The sequence below is a fragment of the Hyphomicrobiales bacterium genome (assembly GCA_017642935.1).
In the GTDB taxonomy this organism is placed as follows: Bacteria; Pseudomonadota; Alphaproteobacteria; order Rhizobiales; family MH13; genus MH13.
Map to the genome: position 1 here is coordinate 645699 of JAEPOK010000001.1, position 22071 is coordinate 667769.

Genomic DNA, 22071 nt, shown 5'->3' on the forward strand with positions numbered 1-22071 from the left:
GCCCTTTGTTCCTCAGCTTGCAGCGGCGTTCATGAAGGTGGGCATCCAGCCCTCATGCACGGCCTGCAATTCTTTGATAGATATGGCCCGGCTTTGCCCCAGTTTCAATTCTTTCCCGCCGGTGGCGCCGAGGATCATGACAGAAATCGCCAGCGTTTCGGCCTGATCGAGGATGCTTTGGCGGTTCGCGGACGAACAGGTGAGCAAATATCGACCTTGGTCTTCGCCAAAGAAGGCCGCAACGGAGTTGTCCGGCGCGTCGATCTTTGCGCCGATACCAGAGGCCATCGCCATCTCCGCCAGCGCAACGGCCAAGCCGCCATCCGACAGGTCGTGCACGGCGGTTGCCTTGCCCAATTGAATGAGGCCGCGCACGAAATCGCCAGTGTGTTTTTCGTCAAACAGATCGACTTGCGGTGGCGTACCTTCCTCGCGGCTGAGAACATCGCGCAAATAGGCGGACTGGCCCAAATGCGTGCCCCAGCCTTTGGGGGCTCCGACTAGAAAGATCGTCTCGTCCTCGTCGGTAAATGCAGCGCCGACTCGCTTGGCGCCGGCTTCGAGAAGCCCAACGCCTGCGATGGCGGGCGTAGGAAGAATGCCAACGCCATTGGTCTCGTTGTAGAGCGAGACATTGCCCGACACGATGGGGAAATCGAGGGCGCGGCAGGCCTCACCCAAGCCTTTGATAGCACTGACAAACCCACCCATGATTTCTGGGCGTTCTGGGTTGCCGAAATTGAGATTGTCGGTGATAGCCAGAGGCGTTGCACCAACGGCGGTCAAGTTGCGCCAGACCTCGGCGACGGCCTGCTTGGCGCCTTCAAACGGATCAGCCTCGACGTAGCGCGGTGTGACATCGGCCGCGAAGGCGAGGGCTTTGCCTGCCTCATTGACCTGGACAATACCAGCATCGCCGCCGGGCGTCGCCAGGGTTTGGCCACGCACCAGCGTATCGTACTGCTCAAAAACCCAGCGTTTTGATGACCCGTTCGGTGACGCGAGCAGGGTTAGCAAACCATCGGCCACATCACCGTCAAAGCTGTTGTCCTCCAGAGGCTTAGACGCGGCCGGTGGCACCCAGGGGCGATCATATTCCGGTGCCTCATCGCCGAGTTCTTTAATCGGCAGGTCAGCGACTTTGGCGCCCTCATGGAAGATTTCAAAGCGCAGTGTGTCGGTAGTCTTGCCAACCACCGCAAAATCCAATCCCCATTTGATGAAAACGGCCTCGGCTTCGGCATGCTTTTCGGGCCGCAGCACCATGAGCATGCGCTCCTGGCTTTCCGACAACATCATCTCGTAAGCCGACATATTGGTTTCGCGGCATGGCACCTTGTCGAGATCAAGGTGGATGCCGAGATTGCCCTTTGCGCCCATCTCCACCGCCGAGCAGGTGAGACCAGCTGCGCCCATATCTTGGATGGCGATCACTGCGCCGGTTGCCATCAATTCCAGACAGGCTTCGAGCAGGCATTTTTCGGTGAAGGGATCACCGACCTGCACAGTTGGGCGTTTTTCTTCAATGGAATCATCGAACTCCGCCGAGGCCATGGTTGCGCCACCAACGCCATCGCGGCCGGTTTTTGCGCCAAGATAGACCACCGGTAGGCCAACGCCTTCAGCACGTGAGGTGAAGATGCCATCGGTTTTCGCAATGCCCGCGGCAAACGCGTTCACTAGGCAATTGCCATTGTAGCGAGCGTGAAACTCGACCTCGCCGCCAACCGTCGGCACGCCGAACGCGTTGCCATAACCGCCGACTCCGGCAACCACGCCGGAAACAAGATGACGGGTTTTGGGATGGTCCGGTTCACCGAAGCGCAACGCATTCATCGCCGCGACAGGCCGCGCGCCCATGGTGAAAACATCGCGCAAAATTCCGCCAACACCGGTCGCAGCGCCTTGGTACGGCTCGATGTAGGAGGGGTGGTTGTGGCTCTCCATCTTGAAGACCACGGCCTCACCGTCGTCGATGTCCACGACGCCGGCATTTTCGCCCGGCCCTTCGATGACGCGCGGGCCCTCAGTGGGAAGGGTTTTCAGCCATTTCTTGGAGCTTTTGTAAGAACAGTGCTCGTTCCACATGGCCGAGACGATGCCGAGTTCGGTGAATGTCGGTTCGCGACCGCCGATCAGGCTTTTGAAATGGGCGTATTCATCGTCGGTAAGGCCATGCGCGGCGATCATCTCCTCGGTGATCGCGATATCGGGATTGAGCATCAGGCGGCGGCTCCACAGGCACGGCTTCCACGGGCCCAGCGCGATAGATCGGCGTTTATGCGGCCAACAAGCGGCGTTTCGGTCAGCGGCCCGAAGGACGACACCACCGTGCCGGCCCCTGAGATCGTGCGCATGGTGACCACTAGCTGAGGCAAACCACCGCGATCATCGCGGTTCACGAGCAAAATGCGCGGCTGGCCGGACATGGAGGTAATCTCCGTTTCCTGGCGGTAGGCTGCAAAGGCTTCATCGCCCGATTGGAACCAGCATTCGCGAATGCGCTCGGCGATGCGTTCGGATGTCGAGCCAAGGCCGCCGCGTGCAGCGAACGATCCTTCGGGCAGATCGATACTCATGCACCCGGCAAGCAGGGTTGCGGCGGCGAAACCGAGAAGCGCTTTAGGCAGCAAGGTCCAACAATCCTTCAAACAGCTTGGCGCCGGTTTGGCTCGGCTGGTGTGGCAGGGCGATGTTTTCCGGATGCGGCATCATGCCAAGTACATTGCCGGCCTTATTCGTGATGCCGGCAATATCGGCGACCGACCCGTTGGGGTTCGTTCCGTTGGCGTAGGTGACGGCTATCGAATCCTCATCCTGCAAACGTTTCAGCATGTTCGGCGTGCAGACATAGTTGCCATCGCCATGGGCAACAGGGCAGGACCAGATATCGTCCTTGGAAAAACCTGACAGGAAGGTGGAGCGGGTGCTTTCCACTTTCAGACCGACCGACTTGCAGACGAACCGCAGGCTGGCGTTGCGCATCAGCGCTCCGGGTAGAAGACCGGCTTCGATGAGGATCTGAAAGCCGTTGCACACACCGAGTACCGGCATGCCCTGTTCGGCCGCCTTGATAACCTCGGCCATAATCGGCGCGCGGGCAGCAATGGCCCCGCAGCGCAGGTAATCACCGTAGGAGAAGCCGCCGGGCAGAACAATCGCCTGGGTGTCGGGGGGAAGCTGCGTGTCAGCGTGCCAGACATTGTGCGGCGGTTTGCCGGTGGTGTGCGCCATCGCGTCCAGCATGTCCTGATCCCGGTTGGAACCGGGGAACTGGATGACAGAAACGGCCATCGGTTACGCCATTTGCCGTTCGTGGAGCGAGGCGACCTCAAAATCTTCGATCACCGTGTTCGCCAGCAGCTTCTCGCACATGGATGCCAGGTCACTCCTGGCTGATGCTTCATCGGCGGCAGACAATTCGACATCCATAACCTTGCCTTGGCGCACGCTTTGGATGCCGTCGAAACCCAGACCGGACAGCGCGCCGGCGCTTGCCTTGCCTTGCGGATCCAGCACGCCGTTCTTTAGCGTGATGATGAGGCGGGCGGAGTAATGAGGCATGACAACTAGCCTTTGACCAAGCGTGGTCCGCCGGTCGGAACCGGATCGTTTTCGTTGAGCACGCCCAAACGGCGCGCGACTTCCTGATAGGCATCCAGCATGCCGCCGAGATCACGGCGAAAGCGGTCTTTATCGAGCTTTTCGCCGGTCTTGTTGTCCCACAGGCGGCAGGAATCGGGCGATATTTCGTCGGCCACGACGATCCGCATCAGATCGTTTTCCCAAAGCCGTCCGCACTCGATCTTGAAGTCGACCAGCTTGATGCCGGCGCCCAACAAAAGCCCAGTGAGAAAATCGTTCACGCGGATGGCGATGGCCATCATCTCATCTATCTCTTGTGGGTTCGCCCAGCCAAACGCCGTGATATGTTCATCCGACACCATCGGATCGCCCAGCGCATCGTTCTTGTAGTAAAATTCAACAATAGAGCGGGGCAGCGCGGTGCCTTCATCCAGACCCAGGCGTTTGGCGAGCGATCCGGCAGCGACATTGCGCACAACGACCTCAACCGGAATAATTTCGACCTCACGGATCAGTTGTTCGCGCATGTTCATACGCTTGATGAAATGCGTGCCGATGCCCATCGCATTGAGCTGATCGAAAATGTACTCCGAAATGCGATTGTTGATGACGCCCTTGCCGTCGATCACCTCGTGTTTTTCGGCGTTGTTGGCCGTTGTGTCATCCTTGAAGTGCTGAACCAACGTGCCAGGCTCGGGGCCCTCGTACAGCGTTTTGGCTTTGCCCTCATAAATCTTGCGGCGACGGCTCATAAAGGTGCCTTCTGTCAGGGGTGAGGATGGCGGCAACCATGGCCTGCCAAAGAATCTTAAGTGTGGCGGGAACCTACGCCAAGCAGGGGTCGGCGCGCAAACAGATTGCGCGGCTTTGCACGGGCTTCTCCTACCCTCCTTATGGTCATTGATTTGCGACAGTGCGCTGGCTATGGCCTTGGGGGAAGGTTCGCTGCACCCCATCTAAGCGGTCATGCAAGCGACACACCGCCGACCGGTGCACTTTGAGGAGAAACAACGATGTCCACATTCGACAAACGCCAAGAAGGTTTTGAGAACAAGTTCGCGCACGATGAAGAGCTGCGTTTCAAGGCCGAAGCGCGCCGCAACAAGATGCTTGGTGCCTGGGCAGCGGAGAAACTTGGTCTTTCAGGCGAAGCAGCCGAGGCCTACGCCAAATCGGTGGTTCTGGCCGATTTTGAAGAGCCGGGCGATGAAGATGTTTATCGGAAGGTCAAAGGCGACTTTGAAGAGAAGAATATCGACGTTTCTGAGCACCAACTGCGCCGCGAGATGGCCGACATGATGGATACCGCGATCCAAGAGATTCAGACCAAGGGGTAGCGGCGTGTCCGCACCTCTCGAAAATGGTCTGGCTTTTGCGCGCGGTTTGCGCGGGGGCGACACGGTGTCTATGGGCTGGAGTGCGATTCCGGCCCCGATGAACGCCGGAGCTTTGGCCCGCGGCGGATTTCAAGCAGTCTGTGTCGATCTGCAGCATGGGTTTCACGACGAAGCGTCTATGTTCGCGTCCATGCAGGCGGTGCATCAGGCGGGCGGGTCGCCTGGATTGCGCATTCCCGTTGGTCGGTTCGACCTGGCATCGCGGGCGCTGGATGCTGGCGCACAATTCGTCATCGCGCCGATGATCAACACTGTTGCCGATGCGCAGGCGTTGGTTGCCGCCACCAAATACCCGCCGGTCGGTGGTCGTTCTTGGGGGCCTGCGCTTGCGCTGGAACTCTGGGCCACGGCGCAAAGCGACTATTTGGCCGCCGCCAATGAACTGGTGCTGACCATAGCGATGATCGAAACGGTGGAAGCGCGGGACAATCTCGATGCCATCCTTGCTGTTCCAGGCATCGATGGCATCTTTGTTGGCCCGTCCGATTTGTCGATAACGCTTGCTAATGGTGCGCGGATTGAGGCAACGGCGCCGCATGTCGTCGATGCGGCAGTTGCTATCGGCACGGCGGCGCGGGAGGCCGGCAAGATCGCCGGTGTCTACGCTTTCGACGCCGACAAGGCCAAGGCATTCTTTGACAGAGGCTTCACCTTGGCTGCCGTCGGGTCAGACGTCATCGCTTTGAAAACTGCAGCTGCGATTGGCACCGCCGCCCCTTAACACTTGAAGACACGCAGAAAAAAGGCGGCCAACATGTTGCCATGGGCCGCCAAACACGAGTCTGTTTGATGATTTGTGAGGTCTGTTTGTTTAAGCCATCTGACTGGCCAAAAACACAGGTAACGCACGGGCCGTTTCAGCCCGCTGAAGTTGATTGATCAGATTTGAGCAATTGGGCGGTTTTTTCACCCGGCGATGACCATTGCGCGGCGCAATTGCGGCAGTTGCCCCTGTGCAGGCCTCAGATATTGGCCCGCGCGCGCTTCAACAAAACGCCGAAACGAAGCAGACCCTCCGGCCATGGCCCGTGTCCTGAATCAGAATTGATGTGCCCGGCATCGCCGGCATCGATGAGTTCCGAGCCCCAGGCATTGGCGCAAGCTTCGGCAAATTCATAGCTGGCAAACGGGTCGGTGCGGCTGGCTACAAGGAAGGATGGCACCGGCAGCGGATCGGTGGGCATCGACTGAAACCCGGTCAGCATTGGACCGATCGTGCTCGGGCCATCCAATTCCGGCGGCGTGACCAGAAAGGCTGCGATCACCGGTAGTTTGGCGAGCGCGTCCGCCATATGCGCAATCGTCAGCGCGCCCAGTGAATGGCCGACCAGCGCCACTGGGCGCTCGCTCAAAAGGATTTGTTTTTCAATTTCATCAGTCCAGTCGGACAGTGTCGGTGTTTCGAAATCGCGCTGCTCGACACGGCGCGCATGCGGTAGCTTTTCGATCCAACCGGCATGCCAGGTGTCCTTGTCGCCGCCTTTCCAGCCGGGTGCCACCAAGACGTCGATGTCGGAAATAGCCATAGGGGAGATCCTCGCTTGGGCTGGGCTTAGTCCTTGAACACGCGGGCAAAAATCGTGTCGACATGCTTGGTGTGATACCCAAGATCGAACAGCTCTTCGAGCGCATCGCGCGAGAGGCCGGCCATGACCTCGTCATCACCCGTCAGTTCCTCAAAAAAGTCGGCGCCTTCGTGCCAGACCTTCATGGCGTTGCGCTGGACGAGCCTATAGGCGTCCTCGCGGCTGACGCCGGCCTGGGTCAGCGCCAAGAGCACGCGCTGCGAATGCATGAGTCCGCCAAGGCGGTTCATGTTCGCTTCCATGCGATCGGGATAGACCAGCAGCTTGTCGATCACGCTGGTGAGCCGCGCCAGTGCGAAGTCCAGCGTGATGGTGGCATCGGGTCCGATATAGCGCTCCACGGAGGAGTGCGAGATGTCGCGTTCATGCCAGAGGGCAACATTCTCCATCGCTGGCATCGCGTAGCTGCGCACCATACGGGCCAGACCTGTGAGATTTTCTGTCAGCACCGGGTTGCGTTTGTGCGGCATCGCCGAGGAGCCTTTTTGCCCTGGCGAGAAATACTCTTCCACCTCAAGCACTTCGGTGCGTTGAAGGTGGCGAATTTCCGTTGCCAGCCGTTCAATGGACGAGGCGATCACGCCGAGCGTGGCAAAAAACATGGCGTGCCGATCGCGCGGGATCACCTGGGTGGAAATGGGTTCAGGCGTTAGACCCATCTTGTCTGCCACATGCGCCTCGACCGCTGGGTCGATGTTGGCGAATGTGCCAACAGCGCCGGACAGCGCGCAGGTGGCTATGTCGGCTCGCGCGGCCAACAGACGGTCCCTACACCGATCAAACTCGGCATAGGCCTGCGCCAGTTTCAAGCCGAAGGTTACCGGTTCGGCGTGAATGCCATGCGAGCGGCCAATACAGACCGTCATTTTGTGCTCATAGGCCCGCTTCTTCAGCGCTGCCAGCAGGCCATCCAAATCGTCGAGCAAGATGTCGGAGGCACGGGTGAGTTGAACTGCAAGGCAGGTGTCGAGCACATCAGAAGAGGTCATGCCCTGGTGAACAAGCCGCGCTTGCGGCCCAACGATTTCGGCCAAATGCGTCAGGAACGCGATGACGTCATGTTTGGTTTCGCGCTCGATTTCATCAATGCGATCAATGTCGAACGTCGCATTCCCACCGCGCGCCCAAACGGCTTCGGCCGCTTCTTCTGGGATCACACCGAGTTCGGCTTGCGCGTCGCAGGCATGCGCTTCGATCTCAAACCAAATGCGGAACTTGGTCTCCGGCGACCAGATGTCGACCATCGGTTGACGCGCATAGCGAGGTATCATGGGGGATGTCCTTAGGCTGGTACTGCGGCGCGGATGGCGTTGATGGCGGCTTGGTAGTGGCTCGGATCGTCCGGCGTTCCGCCTTTGAAGACTGAGGAGCCTGCCACCAGCGCATTCGCGCCGGCCTCGATGACGCTTGGCGCTGTTTGTGGCGTGATGCCCCCATCGACCTCAAGTGTGATGTCGCGTTCGCCGATCATGGTTCTTATCTCGGCGATCTTGGCCGTCTGGCTGGCGATGAAGCTTTGTCCGCCGAAGCCCGGATTCACTGTCATGACCAGCACCAAATCGAGCAAATCAAGCACTTCGGCGATGACGCTGGCGGGCGTGCCGGGGTTCAGCGAGACCCCGGCTTTTTTGCCCAGAGCCTTGATGGCCATCAGCGAGCGGTGAAGGTGCGGACCGGCTTCGGCATGCACGGTGATGATGTCCGCGCCGGCCTCGGCAAAAGCCTCGAGATAAGGATCGCAGGGCGCGATCATCAAATGCACGTCGAGCACCTTGTCCGTGTGCGGGCGGATCGCTTCAACGATTGCCGGCCCGAAACTGATGTTGGGCACGAAATGGCCGTCCATCACGTCCAGATGCACCCAATCGCAGCCGGCCTGATCGATAGCGCGCACTTCATCGCGCAGGCGGGAGAAGTCCGAGGCAAGAATGGAGGGGGCAATGATGAGAGGCTGAGTCATGGGTTTCGAGTGCGTCATCGGCTGGCGAGGGTCAAGGGCCGCTAAGGCGTAAGCTGTGAGGATTGGCGCTGGCGACGGGCAAGTTCGATAAACCAGGGCATGAAGTAGATCGGAAACTGGCCGACGGCGAACCAGAGCCAGGTGGTCTCGGGGATGGCAAGGCCCAGCGCCGCCACCATCAAGCCCATGTTGCGCAAGCCTGTGGCAAACGCGATGGACATGGCTTGATCGGCAGGCAGAAAGAAGAGCGCGGCGCGCATCAACGCCATTTGACCGATGGCCAGCGCGAAGGTGGCGACAAACAGGCCTGCCACCAGCGCTGGTGAGGCGAGGAGCGCCGGTCCAAATCCGTCCATGACGGCAATCGCAAACACCAGCATCACAAGCACATTGACGCCGTCGAAGGTGGTGCGGTTGCGTTCCAGCCTTTCCTGGCCAACCAGGCGTTTGATGATCGCGGCAAGGATCATCGCGCCGGCCATAAAACCCGCCAGGCGCAATCCAATCGTGATGCCATCAAAAGGCAGGGCCTCGGCCGAGAAGAAGAGGCGCGCGTGCAAGGTCGCGATGAACGGTGTTGCCGCCATGCAAAGGATCAGGAAGGCCAGGGCGATGGCGCCGGGCAGGCGCAAAAGGCTGGCAAAAATTGGAACGGCTGTGATCGGTGGAACGGCGAGCGCGATGAACAGCGCGAGATAGAGATCGGGATGGGACTGATCAAAACCGATTGCTTGGGCAATCCAGAACGCCAGGCCCGGCATGATGAGCATCGCAATGATCGTCGCGATGATGACGGGCAAGGGTGCGCGAAATTCCCGGCCAACCGCCCGAAAACCGATGCGCAAAAAGGCCAAAGTCAGGAGTGTCAGGATCGCTTCATCAAGAAACGGTCGCATCGTCGCTGATAAGAACGGTAGTGCTGCACCGACCAAAAGGCTGAGCGCGATGGCGAGTGTGCCATGGCGGCCCAGAAAGGTGAGGGGAGCGAGGAGCAGGTTCACGGCGCGCGACATCCGTGCGCTTTACTGCGTTGGCTCACAGCATGGAACGGTCTTTCTGCAAAACCTTATGAATTCCACGCGCAATGGACCGTGCCATCGTCGCCGTCCCGGCGGCCTGGACCAAGGCGAGCAGCCCTGGGTCTGATAGTGGGTCTGACGTTGCCACCGATGCGCCAAAGACCAAGTCGCCGTCCAACGCTGTGTGGGCGGGATAGATTGCTGCGGCGATCCCATCCTGTCCGGCGATGGCAAGGCTATGGCAACCGCGTTTGTCCAAAGCGGTGTCAGTGATGATGCAGCCGATGGTGGTGTTTTGCCCGGGCTCGGCCAGTGTTTTCATGAAAAGCCGCGTTGGATCGACTGGACCCGCGCCCAAGCCACCAAACTCGTCGTCCAACTCAAATGGCCAGGCGCGCAAATAGGGTCCTCGGTCAAGAAACGGACTTCCCACCGCGTTGACCGCCACAAGGGCAGCGACGGTTTTGCCCTGCAGGCTTTCCGGAGCGTCCTTGCCGAAAACGCAAGACGCCATGCCCAGAGCGCCGGAGCCGCCCGTTCCGATTGTCGCGCCTGCACCGGCGCCGACTTCGCCCAGCCTCGGTGATCGGTCGGCGTTGTGAAAGGCCGATTGCCCCAGAGATCGATAATGTGCTTGGAGATCATCGGGTTTTTCACCGCCGTTGGCGAGATCAAACAGGATGGCCGCCGGTACGATGGGCACGCGCGCCGGGCCGGCCTGAAAACCACGCCCCGCCTTAGCAAGCTCCTGCACAACCGGTTCGGTGGCGGCCAAACCAAAGGCTGAACCGCCCGACAAGACCAGTGCATCGATTCTGTCGACCGTCCGGCTTGGATCAAGAAGTTCGGTTTCGCGTGTGCCTGGCGCCTGTCCGAGAATTGAGACGCTAGCGGTCGAGGGCGAATCAAAGACCACCACGCTTGTGCCGGTTTTGGCTTTCTGATCACTGGCATGCCCGATGCGCACGCCGGCGATATCGGCCGGGCTATTGGTTTCTCCCTTATGCCACATGGCGCTTTTTCCTTGTTTTGTGGCACGTTGGACGGATTGCCACGGCTTCAAAGCCTTGCGAGCCGCCGCGCTTGTTGATCTTAATCGCTGCGATCCGTCTCCAACCCAAGGGAAATCATGCGCGAAGTAAAGTCTCTGGTGTTCGGATGTCTTTGCTTGGCCGTGGTCAGCCAACCGGTTGTCGCGCAACAAAGCAGCGCACCAGTGCGTGAAGCGGTTCATATCGGTGTTCTGGCGCCTCTGTCCGGGCCGTTTGAAGTGCTGGGGCGCCAAGTCGAGCGAGGTGTCGCGCTTGCGATCGAGCGGTTAGGCGATGACGTCGATGTGACGGTCACGGCGGTGGATGATGCATGTGAGGAAGAACGCGGGCGCGATGCGGCCAATCAGCTTGTCGGTGCGCAGGTCGATGTCGTCATTGGCGGGGTGTGTTGGCGACCAGCGGTCTCGGCGCGCAATGTTTTTGCCTTTGCCGATATTCCCTTTGTATCAAGCGGCGTTCGCTATCAAAGTTTCACCGATGAAGCCGATGGCCCGGTTTTTCGTCTGAGTGGGCGCGACGATGATCAGGCGCGCTACCTGGCGGACGCCATTTTGGACGGCACGCTGGATGGCGCTGTTGGTGGCCCTGCGCGCAACCGCCCGCTGGTGGTGTTCTACACCGATGGCAATTATGGGCGGACCTTGGCCGATGGCGTTGAAGCGGCGCTCGGTGAGGAGGGCGTCACTCTGGCGCTATCTGAGGCCTTTGTGCCGGACGGTAATTTGGATGCGTTGGTCGGCCGTGCGCAGGCCGAGGGCGCGGGTTTGGTGATCGTGTTGGCGGGGCAGGCCGACAGTGCGCTTCTGGCCGATGCGCTGCATCAACGGTTGCCGGATGTGCCTGTGCTCGCCGGTGACAGCGTCATGACCGCCGAATTCCGCTTGATGGCGGGTGAGGGTGTGGAGGGCGTTGTGTTTGCGCGACCAACGCCGTGGCGCACACTGGTGGATGAGGCCACGCTATCTGAGCTTGAGGGCGAGGACCTCGGATCAATGGCAGGGCTTGTTCTGCCGTCGATGGCGGCCGCACAGGTTGCTCTTGCGATGCTCGATGGCGACGAGGCGCCCTTTGACACCGTACTCGGTCCAATCCGCTTTGATGCCATCGGTGATGCCAACGTGCCATCGTTTCAGCTTTGGCAATGGCGTGACGGATTGATCTGGCCGTTCGAGCCGGTGGTGCGTGAAGCGGGCTGACCCTCGATCAGGTCAGCGCTACTAGGCCAGGAAAGCGATCGAGCATCCAATTGGCAAGGATCGTATGCCAGCCAAGCAGGAATGCCGTGCCGGTTGCGACCAGTAAGGCCCCGGTCGCCCGCTCCATGGTTTGCATGTGCTCGCGGAACTTGCCGAGAAACCGCGTGAATGGACCGACAGCAAGCGCCGCCAGAATGAACGGCAGTCCCATGCCCAGCGCGTAGACAAGCAACAGGCTCGCGCCTTGACCAACTGTTTCACGGCTCGCTGCGACAGCCAGGACAGCCCCCAAGATCGGACCGATGCACGGCGTCCAGGCGAAGCCGAAGGCCAATCCCATCGCCAATGCGCCACCTGGGCCGGAGGTCGATTTTGGGCCTTCGATCTTTGCCTGACGATAGAGCAGGGACCAGCGAAAGACGCCGAGAAAATGTAGGCCCATAATGATGATGGCGATGCCCGCGACGATCGACAGAATGGCGGAATATTGTCTCAAGAGCAGGCTGATCTGCGTTGCAGTTGCGCCAAGCAGCACGAACACCAGCGAAATGCCGACAACAAAAGCAACTGACTGGATCAGCAGGAACCGCGAGAGCTTGGCGCTGCGCGCATCATCGGAAAGCTCTTCCAGCGACGCGCCTGTCATATAGGTGAGATAGGCGGGGACAAGCGGCAGCACGCAGGGGGAGAGAAAGGAAATAACGCCCGCGAGAAAAACCGCTGCAAATGTCAGTTCGCCGATCATTGATCCGTCGGTTCCTATCCGCTCGCTTTGCCGCGTCGATAGTGCACGCTTGAGCGATACACCAGATTGGCCGTTGTTGATGTTGATATGGCCCAAGGCGCAGCGCCTTGGAACCCCACTTCACGGGCTGTTGCAGTGTCGTGATGCCGCAAGAGCGGCCGTGATCACTGACCTTTAGCGGCCGTTGGGTCGGCCTGACTGATCGTACTGGCTTGCGACCGGCAGCGTTTTGAGCAGTAAACGACGTTGTCCCAGTCTCGCTCCCATTTCTTTCGCCATAGGAACGGCTTTTGGCAGACCGGGCAGATTTTCGACGGCAGGTCGGCCTTTTTGCGCATTTTGGCCATGGCTAAAGGTCCAACTCCAGTTGGTTGGCCGGTTTCTTCTTCACCCAAGCGCGCCCTTGTTTTGGTGTGTGGCGCGAGGACTTGCGCGAACCATGTTTTAAGTAGATGGCGCGTTGATGCTGGTAAAACCCATCGCTGGCGCGGATGCGGGTGAGGCGCTCTCGGGCAGCACGTGCAGCTTCTTGATGGTCGATGATCGGAGCTGGGTAGGATTCGTCGAGAACAAAGCCCTGTTCACGTGCTTCCAGCGGCGAAAGTGTCCAGGGTTCATGAACCGCGCGACCCGTGAGCTGGCTTAGCTCGGGTACCCACCGCTTGATAAACAATCCGTCAGGGTCTTGGTCATGGCCTTGCTTGACTGGATTGTAGAGCCGCGGTGTGTTGATTGCGGTCGAACCTGACTGCATCTGAACCTGCGGCCAGTGAATGCCGGGCTCGTAGTCGGTGAAAAGTTGCGCCAGCCGCGTGCCGGTGGCCCGCCAATCAAGCCAAAGATGGTAGCTGGCAAACGCGACCAACATCGCGCGCATACGGAAATTGATCCAACCGGTCGCGATCAGAGAGCGCATGCAGGCATCAACGAACGGAAAACCGGTGTTGCCAATCGCCCAGGCTTCAAAAAGCGGATCTCCGACACCTTTCGTGCGCGCCTCACGAAAGGCTGGGTGCAGATCGCGCCACTCCATCTCCGGTTCGCTTTCAAACTTTTGGATGAAGTGGCAGTGCCAGTGCAGTCGTGCGATGAAAGCGTTGAGGCCACGGGGCGGGATCGGCTGATGGTCTGGCGGTACAGTCTTCAGCGCACGCAAGTCGTTGTAGGCGCGCTGCACAACCTCGCGCATTGAGAGCGTGCCATAGGCAAGGTGAGGGGAAAGCCGAGAACAGGCGTCAGCCGCACTGATTGGGCTCGACATCGCGCGTTGATAGTGTCGCGCCCGGCCTGATGTCAAAAAGCTTTCAAAGAGCGCAAGACCCCGAGCGCGGCCGCCGCGCTGTCGCTGCGGGCAGGGATCATCGACAAGGCCCAGATCGTCCAGGCTTGGCAATGGTTCACTTGTCGCATCGGCGTAGGTAATGGTGTCAGGCAGTGTGGCAAGTGGCTCAGCCATGAAGGCTTCCCACTGCCGCGCCCAGCGATCGCGGTTGATCGGGCCTCGCACCACGCCAAACTGCCTGATTTGCGTCCAACCGATGCCCATTCCGTGGCACCAGCGTGCAACGGCTTTGTCGCGTTCATAGGTCCAGGCATTGCCCGTTTCCTCATGCGACCAGATGTGGCGAATGCCATGGCTTTCATGGAGCGCGTTGAGGATGGCCGTGATCTTGCCGATCCGTACGCAGAGCGGAACGCCCTGCGTTCGCAGATCATCGACGCTCTCGCGCCAAAAAAGATAATGCCGCGAAGAGGTTTCAGGCAGTTCCCAATAATCTGATTCAACCGCAACAAGCGGCAAAACGGGGCCGTTTTGTGCCGCCATCGCCAAGGGGGCATGGTCAGCGGCACGCAGGTCGCGTTTGAACCAAACAAGCTCGATCATTGGGGTTGAACTGACTCCCTGCGCCCTAGGTGGGAGCTAATCTAAGGCGTCGCGCGCCTATCGCCAGCGTACCGGCCATCACAAACTGCAGGTGTTTTATGCCCACACTCCGTCTCGTGCTCGGTGACCAGCTTTCCATGAGCCTTTCGTCGCTCGCTGATTGGCAAGGGGGGGACACAATCCTGATGTGCGAGGTGATGGAGGAGGCCAGTTATGTGCCCCATCACAAGAAGAAGCTTGCCTTTGTATTTTCGGCGATGCGCCACTTTGCCGAGGCGCTGGAATCCTCAGGTAAGGCCGTGCGGTACGTGCAGCTCGATGATCCGGACAATTCGGGTGGCTTTGCCGGTGAGCTCCAGCGTGCATTGGCCGCCGGCGATTACGACCGCGTTGTGATCACTGAGCCTGGCGAATGGCGGGTGATGGAGATGATCCATAGCTGGCAGGACAGCTTGGATGTTCCGGTGATCGTGCGCGAGGACACCCGGTTTTTCGCAAGCCTCGGTCAGTTCGAGCGATGGGCCGATGGCAAAAAGCAACTGCGCATGGAGTTTTTCTATCGCGAGATGCGCCGCGAGACCGGCTATCTGATGGACGGCGATAAACCGGAAGGCGGGCAGTGGAACTTTGACAAGGAAAACCGCCGCAAGCTGCCCAAAGATGTGGCGTTGCCGGATCGGCTGAAGTTTGAGCCTGACGCGATCACGCACGAGGTACTGAAGCTGGTGAACGCGCGCTTCTCAGACAATTTCGGTGACTTGGAACCGTTCGACATGCCGGTGACCCGGGATCAGGCGCTTGGGGTGCTCGACCATTTCATCGATACCTGTTTGCCGCAGTTTGGCGACTATCAAGATGCGTTGGTGGAGGGCGAGGCCTTTTTGTTCCATTCCACCATCTCGGCAGTCATGAACGTCGGCTTGCTTTTGCCGAAAGAGGCCTGTGACGCCGCGCAGGCGGCGTATGACGTGGGTTCCGCGCCGCTTAACGCCGTTGAAGGGTTCATCCGGCAGATCCTTGGCTGGCGGGAATATGTGCGCGGCCTCTATTGGCTGAAAATGCCGGACTACAAGATGCTCAACGCCTTAGACGCCGATCGCCCGCTGCCGGACTTTTTTTGGACCGGTGACACCGACATGGCGTGTTTGGCCGATGCCATCGCGACCACGAAGACGCACGCCTACGCCCACCACATTCAACGGCTGATGATCACCGGAAATTTCGCGCTGCTCGCCGGGATTGCGCCGGGCGCTATCAACGAGTGGTACATGGTTGTCTATGCCGACGCCTATGAGTGGGTTGAGCTGCCCAACACCCACGGCATGGCTATCTTTGCCGATGGCGGGATTATGGCCTCCAAGCCCTACGCTGCCTCCGGCGCCTATATCGACCGCATGAGCGATCATTGCGCTGGGTGCCGGTACAAGGTGAAGGAGAAAAACGGACCTGATGCCTGCCCGTTCAACTATCTTTATTGGGACTTCATCATCCGCAATGCGGACCACCTTCGAGCCAATCCAAGGATGGGCATGATCTATCGTTCGTTAGAAAGAACGAGCGATGAACGCCGCGCTGCTATCAAAAGTGACGCTGAGTCATTTTTTAAGAAACTGTTTAGCTAGCAATCACTTATCATGAAAAGCTAACTTAATCATTCGATTCAAGATAGGGTGGTTTTGGGATCGATTGATGCGCTGACCTTAGGGCAGCTGACCATCGCTCCTGCAGATCGTGGAAGTAGGGTTCGCCATGTTCGATGCGGGTCGATAGAGAGGCCTGTATCGCGTCGCGGCGGATCGCCCAGAGGTCGATCGGCATGCCCACGCCAAGGTTGGAGCGCATGGTGGAATCCATCGAGATTAGGCCTATCTTCACCGCATCCGACAGGTTGGTCTGAAACGTGATCGCGCGGTCGAGGATGGGCTTGCCATATTTGTGTTCCCCTATTTGCAGGTAGGGCGTGTCTTCCGTCGCTTCGATGAAGTTACCTGCCGCGTAGACCATGAAGAGGCGCAAGCGGCCGCCCTTAACCTGTCCGCCGACCAGCATGGTGACGTCAAAGGCGGCGCCCATGCCCTGCGAACTGCCATTGTTCATCCGCATGACCTCGCCAATCGCGCGGCCGACGTAACTTGCGGTCAGAAACATGGTGGGATGATCGTAGATCGTTTCCAGCATGCCGGTTTGCGGGTTTTCAAACCCATCGGACATGATGGACATAACCGCCTGGCTGACGGCCAAATTGCCGGCAGTGGCAATGGCAATGCTGCGCTCGCCTGGCTGCTCAAAGCGATAGAGCTTTTGAAAAGTCGCGATGTTGTCGAGCCCGGCATTGGTACGGGTGTCGGCGATCATCACCAAGCCCTCTTCGACCAAGAGGCCAACGCAATAGGTCAAGGCTGACGTTCCTTCATGCCGTCATCGCCGCGCGGAAAGCGCGCCGATGGTCTGCCGCTAAAGGCTAGCGTTAGCCTCCTACGCGGCGCACGGCAATGCTGGTTTCGCGCTCAAAATCGCTCATCCCGCCATAATGCCCAACTCTTGCACTTGCGATGCCGTGCTGGTCGAGACCGATGGCGACGCGCACACTGTCTTCGCTTGGGCAATTGCCCTGGCTCGGGTCGAAGGCCACCCATCCCAGATCGCCTATGTGGGCTTCAGCCCAGATGTCGCGTTGGTCTTGGCTCGCATCCTTGCCGTGCCAGCGATAGCCGGACACAAGGCGAGCCGGCAAGCCAAGGCGTCGCGCTGTGTTGCAGAAGATATCGGCCAAATCGCCTGCCTCGCGGATTTTCTTTTCCGCCAGCATGTCGCGCAGGCGGGAGGAGGCTGAGGATTTCAGTGCCACGTCTTCGGCGTCACCGGCGGTCTGTTGTTGTTGGCTATGTGAGCCACCCATCTGCGCTTGAGCTTGTGCCTGTTCGTGGGCCTGCTCATGGGAATTGTCTGTGTCTTCATCGTCATCGCCATTGGGTCGGGCTGCATGCAGCACGGCCATCAGGGCATGCATCTGGGCAAGCTCAGGGCCCGTAACGTCGGCGAGTGCGTTGATCGCTGTGCGAACCAACGCCGCATCGCTTTCGGAGTGGCTTGGCCGCAGGAAAACGCCATGCGGGACTTTGTCTGGCGCGCCGCGCACGATGCCGTGCGTTTCCTCGGTTTCGATCTCGCCAACAGCGCTGATCGTTAACTCGTCCAGCGGACCATTGAGCGAGAAACTGGTGACGATGTTGCCAAAAGCGTCCTTGTGGCTCTCAATCTTGCAATCGGCATCCACATCCACCGTCCAATCGCAAACATAGTGGCCGGTGTGGTCGCGCGGCGTCAGCCGGAGCACCTGAATGGTGCCCATGCTCGGCGTTGCATAGGTGAGGGTTTCGGTGTGGCGGACGGATAAACGCATAACGGGCCTTTTGAGGCTGGAACTGGTTAGAACAGATATTGCTCGGCGATCGTGGCGCCCAGCTTGTTGTTCTTGCTGATAAAATCTTCAACGAACTCGTGCAGACCGGCCTGGAAGATCGCGTCGATATCGCGGTTGCGGAACTCGCTGTGGATCGATCTGGCCATGCGCTGGGCCTTGCCTTGCCGGCCATAGGTCTTCGACAAGCTGTCGAGATACCGCGTGACGTTGCCGTAGGAGCTTGCCAGAGAGCGCGGCATTTTTTCGTTCAAGATCAAAAGGTCGGCGATGAGCCAAGGTTTGAGGCTCTCGCGGTACACCCAGTGATAGGCGGTCAGCGCCGATACGGAGCGCAGGATGGACGTCCACTGGAAGTAATCGAGCCCGCCGCCAACACGGTCACCGGCGGGCAAGAGCACATGATATTTCACGTCCAAAATGCGCGCCGTGTTGTCGGCGCGTTCAATGGCGCCGCCAAGCTGGAAGAACGAAAAGCCGTCGGTGCGCAGCATCGTGCGGTGGGCGATCCCATCGACGCTGAGCGCGACCTGTTTGACGAACCGCAGAAACTCCAAAAGCTCGCCGCGCGACTGTCCAAAGGTGCGATAGCGTTTGAGCTCGAGCCAGGCAGCGTTGATCGTCTCCCACATTTCGATAGTGATCGCGGTGCGCACTGAGCGCGCATTGGCCCGCGCTGCCTCCAAGCAAGAGCGGATCGACGAGGGATTGGCCTCGGAAAAAGCGAGGAAGTCGACGACGGTGCGGGCCGTTGGCTCGCCATAGCGCTCCTCGAATAGCTCTTCCATGCCGGTGGCCAGCACGGCTGATTCCCATTCGTTGGAAACCTGTTCCTGGCTGCCGCCAACATTTGAAAGCCGCGTGGCGGCCTCCAAAAGGCGGGCGGTGTTTTCTGCGCGTTCGATGTAGCGTGCCGTCCAGAAGAGACTGTCGGCTGTTCGACTAAGTAGCATGGTCGTCCCTCCTATCGTGCCAAGATCCAGGTGTCTTTTGTTCCCCCGCCTTGCGAGGAGTTCACGACCAGCGATCCCTCCTTCAAGGCAACGCGGGTCAGACCGCCTGGCACGATGCGCACACCGTTGGTGCCGGAAAGGACGAATGGCCGAAGGTCCACATGGCGTGGTGCGACACCTTCGCCGACGAACGTCGGGCAGGTGGAGAGAGCCAGGGTCGGCTGGGCGATGAAATCGTCCGGATTGGCCTTCAGCTTGGCGCGGAAGATATCGATCTCGTCTTTCGTCGATCGTGGTCCGACCAGCATGCCATAGCCACCAGAACCGGCGACTTCCTTCACCACGAGCTCTTCGAGATGGTCGAGCACATAGGACAAAGCCTCCGGCTCGCGACAGCGCCAGGTGGGCACGTTTTTGAGCATCGGCTCTTCTTCAAGGAAGAACTTCGTCAGCTCCGGCATGTAGGTGTAAATCGCCTTATCGTCGGAGATGCCCGTGCCGACGGCGTTGGCGAGCGTGACGTTTCCGGCGAGATAAGCCGTCATCAGGCCTGGGACGCCGAGCATGGAATCGGGATTGAAGACCAGCGGGTCGATGAAATCATCATCGATGCGTCGGTAAATGACATCAACTCGCTGCGGCCCAAGCGTTGTGCGCATGTAGAGCACAGCGTCGCGCACGAAGAGGTCGCGCCCCTCGACGAGCTCAATGCCGAGCTTGTCGGCCAGAAAGGAATGCTCGTAATAGGCGCTGTTGAACGGACCAGGCGTTAGCAGCGCACAGGTCGGCTCTTTGTTGGCATTGCGGGGCGCCACCGATTGCAGGGCCTGCAACAATTCATCGCCGTAATTGTCGACTGGCTCGACGGCATGGTCGTAAAACACTTCCGGCGCGATGCGCATCATCACCTCGCGGTTCTCCATCATGTAGGAGACCCCGGAGGGCGTGCGGGCATTGTCTTCCAGCACATAGAAGTTGTCAGAATCAACGCGGACGATATCGACACCGGCAATGTTCACCCAGATATTGCCGGGCAGTTTAGCCCCGATCATTTCTGGGCGGTATTGCGGGTTCTGATCGATGAGGTCAGCTGGAATGATGCCGGCCTTGATGCATTCGCGTGGCCCGTAAATGTCGGCCAGAAAGGCGTTGAGCGTGTTGACCCGTTGGGTCAGGCCCTTTTCCAGCTGCAGCCATTCGTCATGGGCAATGATGCGCGGGATGAGATCGAAGGGGATGAGCCGCTCTTCGGCGTCTGCTTCGCCATACACTGCGAAGGTAATCCCAATGCGGCGGAAAAGCATCTCGGCTTCTGCGCTCTGGCGTTTCAGTGCTTCTGGATCAAGGCTATCGAGCCACGTTCGCACCATCTCATAGGGTGCACGGCATTGGCTGCCGTCCACGCTCATCTCATCAAATGCTGTCATTGCGCCCCTTTTTGGCGCCTTGGCTACCGGTAACCGGCACCTTGGCGGTTGGAATGAATATCGCGCGCGACGTGCCGCTCTCCGATGAGAGTGCAGCATGATCTAACGGCTAAGTAAACGCGCAACTGTTGGTCGAGCCAACGCATGACGCAGCGTTCGGTTCCGAAAAAAGACTGAAAAATCAATTCGCCTTCATCAACCCGAGCGCTCGCAGGCTCGCATGACCTTCACGGCCGACAATGATGTGGTCGTGAACCGTGACATCGAGTGCTGCCGCGGCGGCGATAATGGTCGCTGTCATCTCAATGTCGGCCTGGGATGGGGTCGGGTCACCAGAGGGATGATTGTGGACCAGAATGAGAGCCGAGGCACCAAGTTCCAATGCGCGTTTGACGACTTCGCGGGGATAGACTGGCGTATGATCGACGGTGCCTGACTGCAGGACTTCATCGCGCAACAGCCGGTTTTTCTTGTCGAGAAACAGGACCCGAAAAGCTTCGATTGCATCGTAGGCCATCACTGCCCGGCAATAGCGCACCACATCGGACCAGGAGGAAAGGACCTCTTTCTGCGCCATGCTGCCTTGCGCCAAGGCCTCGGCGGCGGCGCGCACCAACGCCAGATCATTGGCTGTGGCCTGCTTGATGCCGCTCATCTCGCAAAGCTGGGCTGAGGGGGCAGTCAGCACATCGGCGAGCGACCCGAACCGTGCGATGAGATCTTTGGCGAGCTGTTTGGTGTCGCGGCGCGGAATCGATCGAAACAGCAACAGCTCCAACAACTCATAGTCTGCCAAGGCTTGGCGACCACCTTCGGTAAAGCGGGTGCGCAAGCGTTCGCGGTGGCCGTGATAGTGGGGTTTGTCAGGCTTTATGGTGTCCGGCATCGGCGAACAGCGTTTCGCTCAGCTGGCTGCCGCTTCTTCGCGCAAGGTCGGCGGAGCAAACAGTCCGGCTGGCGAGGCTGTGAAAATCTCGCAGCCGTCTTCGGTCACGCCGATCGAATGCTCGTACTGCGCCGACAGGGACCGATCGCGCGTGACCGCCGTCCAGCCATCGGACAGGATTTTCACGTGCGGGCGCCCAAGATTGATCATCGGCTCGACGGTGAAGATCATGCCGGGGCGCAGATCAACGCCTTCGCCGGGGCGGCCATAATGCAGAATGTTGGGCGGCAAGTGGAACACATCGCCGATGCCATGGCCGCAAAAATCACGGACCACCGAGCAGCGTTCAGCTTCGGCAAAGGTTTGAATGGCCGCACCTATGTCGCCGGTTCGATTGCCTGGTTTCACTGCAGCGATACCACGCATTAGCGCCAGATAGGTGACCTCCATCAGTCGTTCGGGTGCGCGCTTGACGTCGCCGACGGGGTACATACGGCTGGAGTCGCCATGCCAACCATCGACAATCAGCGTCACATCGACGTTGACGATATCACCTTGGCGCAGAGGCTTGGTATTGGGAATGCCGTGGCACACGACGTGGTTGATCGATGTGCAGCTTGATTTGCCGTAGCCGCGATAGTTGAGCGTGGCCGGCACCGCGTTGTTGGCGATCGCGAAGTCCATCACCGCATCATCGATTTCCTGCGTGGTGACGCCGGGCTTTATCAGGTCGGTCAGCTGATCGAGGATCGTCGCTGTCATGCGGCCAGCGCGGTGCATGCCTTCAAAGGCTTCAGGTCCGAACAGTTTGATGGGCGGTTGGGTCTGCAGCATGATGACGTAGCTGTGGCTCCACTCGAACGGCAAAGGCGCGGTAGCGCCGCATCATGGCAACATGCCAGCGAGGTGACACGCCACCGAAATGGTGTAAAAGCGGCGCCTAGAATGAGCCGCCGGGA

23 protein-coding genes are annotated in these 22071 nt (G+C 59.4%); 4 read left to right on the forward strand and 19 right to left on the reverse strand.

The genetic code is table 11. The annotated features are described in order from the left end of the window. Positions 1-12 precede the first annotated feature (12 nt). From purL to JJ917_02995, 5 genes are read right to left on the reverse strand one after another with little or no spacing between them, the layout of a single operon-like run. Positions 13-2223: a phosphoribosylformylglycinamidine synthase subunit PurL gene (gene purL / locus JJ917_02975; GenBank protein ID MBO6697775.1), complete on the reverse strand. Its 2211-nt coding sequence runs from the start codon at positions 2221-2223 to the stop codon at positions 13-15. Beyond that, positions 2223-2633: a hypothetical protein gene (locus tag JJ917_02980; GenBank protein MBO6697776.1), complete on the reverse strand. Its 411-nt coding sequence runs from the start codon at positions 2631-2633 to the stop codon at positions 2223-2225. The genes purL and JJ917_02980 overlap by 1 nt, the downstream gene beginning before the upstream one ends. Beyond that, a complete protein-coding gene (gene purQ, locus JJ917_02985; protein MBO6697777.1) occupies positions 2623-3294 on the reverse strand; it encodes a phosphoribosylformylglycinamidine synthase subunit PurQ in 672 nt (223 codons plus the stop codon). Before purQ ends, JJ917_02980 begins: the two co-directional genes overlap by 11 nt. 3 nt (positions 3295-3297) lie before the next feature. Next, positions 3298-3564: a phosphoribosylformylglycinamidine synthase subunit PurS gene (purS, locus tag JJ917_02990; protein ID MBO6697778.1), complete on the reverse strand. Its 267-nt coding sequence runs from the start codon at positions 3562-3564 to the stop codon at positions 3298-3300. A 5-nt stretch (positions 3565-3569) separates the two neighbouring features. Further along, the gene (locus tag JJ917_02995) at positions 3570-4337 is read right to left on the reverse strand and encodes a phosphoribosylaminoimidazolesuccinocarboxamide synthase (protein MBO6697779.1); all 768 of its coding nucleotides are present in this window, start codon (positions 4335-4337) and stop codon (positions 3570-3572) included. A 261-nt stretch (positions 4338-4598) separates the two neighbouring features. On the opposite strand from JJ917_02995, the gene JJ917_03000 reads away from it, so the two are divergent. Then, on the forward strand, positions 4599-4922 hold the full coding sequence (locus JJ917_03000; protein ID MBO6697780.1) for a DUF1476 domain-containing protein: 324 nt from the start codon (positions 4599-4601) through the stop codon (positions 4920-4922). A gap of 70 nt (positions 4923-4992) precedes the next feature. After that, positions 4993-5703, forward strand: coding sequence for a 2,4-dihydroxyhept-2-ene-1,7-dioic acid aldolase (locus JJ917_03005; GenBank protein ID MBO6697781.1), 711 nt, complete (start codon positions 4993-4995; stop codon positions 5701-5703). Between the two features lie 241 nt (positions 5704-5944). On the opposite strand, the gene JJ917_03010 is transcribed toward JJ917_03005, so the two are convergent. From JJ917_03010 to JJ917_03030, 5 genes are read right to left on the reverse strand one after another with little or no spacing between them, the layout of a single operon-like run. Further along, positions 5945-6508 (reverse strand): serine hydrolase family protein, encoded by a 564-nt coding sequence (locus tag JJ917_03010; GenBank protein MBO6697782.1) that lies wholly within the window; start codon positions 6506-6508, stop codon positions 5945-5947. 26 nt (positions 6509-6534) lie between these two features. Continuing rightward, the gene (locus JJ917_03015) at positions 6535-7839 is read right to left on the reverse strand and encodes an adenylosuccinate lyase (protein MBO6697783.1); all 1305 of its coding nucleotides are present in this window, start codon (positions 7837-7839) and stop codon (positions 6535-6537) included. Positions 7840-7850: 11 nt separating this feature from the next. Continuing rightward, positions 7851-8528 carry a ribulose-phosphate 3-epimerase gene (locus tag JJ917_03020; protein MBO6697784.1) on the reverse strand — a complete coding sequence of 226 codons (678 nt, stop codon included), beginning with the start codon at positions 8526-8528 and terminating at the stop codon, positions 7851-7853. A 41-nt stretch (positions 8529-8569) separates the two neighbouring features. Next, positions 8570-9529 carry a hypothetical protein gene (locus JJ917_03025; protein MBO6697785.1) on the reverse strand — a complete coding sequence of 320 codons (960 nt, stop codon included), beginning with the start codon at positions 9527-9529 and terminating at the stop codon, positions 8570-8572. A gap of 34 nt (positions 9530-9563) precedes the next feature. Then, on the reverse strand, positions 9564-10559 hold the full coding sequence (locus tag JJ917_03030; protein ID MBO6697786.1) for a P1 family peptidase: 996 nt from the start codon (positions 10557-10559) through the stop codon (positions 9564-9566). 117 nt (positions 10560-10676) lie between these two features. On the opposite strand from JJ917_03030, the gene JJ917_03035 reads away from it, so the two are divergent. Further along, positions 10677-11795, forward strand: a complete 1119-nt coding sequence (locus JJ917_03035) for a branched-chain amino acid ABC transporter substrate-binding protein (protein ID MBO6697787.1) — start codon at positions 10677-10679, stop codon at positions 11793-11795. A 7-nt stretch (positions 11796-11802) separates the two neighbouring features. Here JJ917_03035 and JJ917_03040 read toward each other — a convergent pair whose 3' ends face one another. The 3 genes from JJ917_03040 to JJ917_03050 all read right to left on the reverse strand — a co-directional run bounded on the left by JJ917_03040 (position 11803) and on the right by JJ917_03050 (position 14425). Beyond that, a complete protein-coding gene (locus tag JJ917_03040) occupies positions 11803-12540 on the reverse strand; it encodes a sulfite exporter TauE/SafE family protein (protein ID MBO6697788.1) in 738 nt (245 codons plus the stop codon). A gap of 164 nt (positions 12541-12704) precedes the next feature. After that, complete coding sequence (locus JJ917_03045; protein MBO6697789.1) at positions 12705-12887, reverse strand: DUF2256 domain-containing protein; 183 nt, start codon at positions 12885-12887, stop codon at positions 12705-12707. Between the two features lie 2 nt (positions 12888-12889). Beyond that, positions 12890-14425, reverse strand: coding sequence for a deoxyribodipyrimidine photo-lyase (locus JJ917_03050; GenBank protein ID MBO6697790.1), 1536 nt, complete (start codon positions 14423-14425; stop codon positions 12890-12892). 98 nt (positions 14426-14523) lie between these two features. On the opposite strand from JJ917_03050, the gene JJ917_03055 reads away from it, so the two are divergent. After that, complete coding sequence (locus JJ917_03055; GenBank protein ID MBO6697791.1) at positions 14524-16047, forward strand: cryptochrome/photolyase family protein; 1524 nt, start codon at positions 14524-14526, stop codon at positions 16045-16047. A gap of 25 nt (positions 16048-16072) precedes the next feature. Here the strand turns inward: JJ917_03055 and JJ917_03060 are convergent, their stop codons facing one another. The 6 genes from JJ917_03060 to map all read right to left on the reverse strand — a co-directional run bounded on the left by JJ917_03060 (position 16073) and on the right by map (position 21946). Then, on the reverse strand, positions 16073-16822 hold the full coding sequence (locus JJ917_03060) for a peptidase (GenBank protein ID MBO6697792.1): 750 nt from the start codon (positions 16820-16822) through the stop codon (positions 16073-16075). Positions 16823-16892: 70 nt separating this feature from the next. Next, entirely contained in the window at positions 16893-17828 is a 936-nt protein-coding gene (locus JJ917_03065) for a transglutaminase family protein (GenBank protein ID MBO6697793.1), read from the reverse strand. Positions 17829-17854: 26 nt separating this feature from the next. Continuing rightward, entirely contained in the window at positions 17855-18799 is a 945-nt protein-coding gene (locus JJ917_03070) for an alpha-E domain-containing protein (protein MBO6697794.1), read from the reverse strand. 11 nt (positions 18800-18810) lie between these two features. Beyond that, a complete protein-coding gene (locus JJ917_03075) occupies positions 18811-20226 on the reverse strand; it encodes a circularly permuted type 2 ATP-grasp protein (protein MBO6697795.1) in 1416 nt (471 codons plus the stop codon). A gap of 181 nt (positions 20227-20407) precedes the next feature. Continuing rightward, positions 20408-21112 carry a DNA repair protein RadC gene (gene radC, locus JJ917_03080; protein ID MBO6697796.1) on the reverse strand — a complete coding sequence of 235 codons (705 nt, stop codon included), beginning with the start codon at positions 21110-21112 and terminating at the stop codon, positions 20408-20410. A gap of 18 nt (positions 21113-21130) precedes the next feature. Further along, positions 21131-21946, reverse strand: a complete 816-nt coding sequence (gene map / locus JJ917_03085; protein MBO6697797.1) for a type I methionyl aminopeptidase — start codon at positions 21944-21946, stop codon at positions 21131-21133. Positions 21947-22071: the final 125 nt, after the last annotated feature.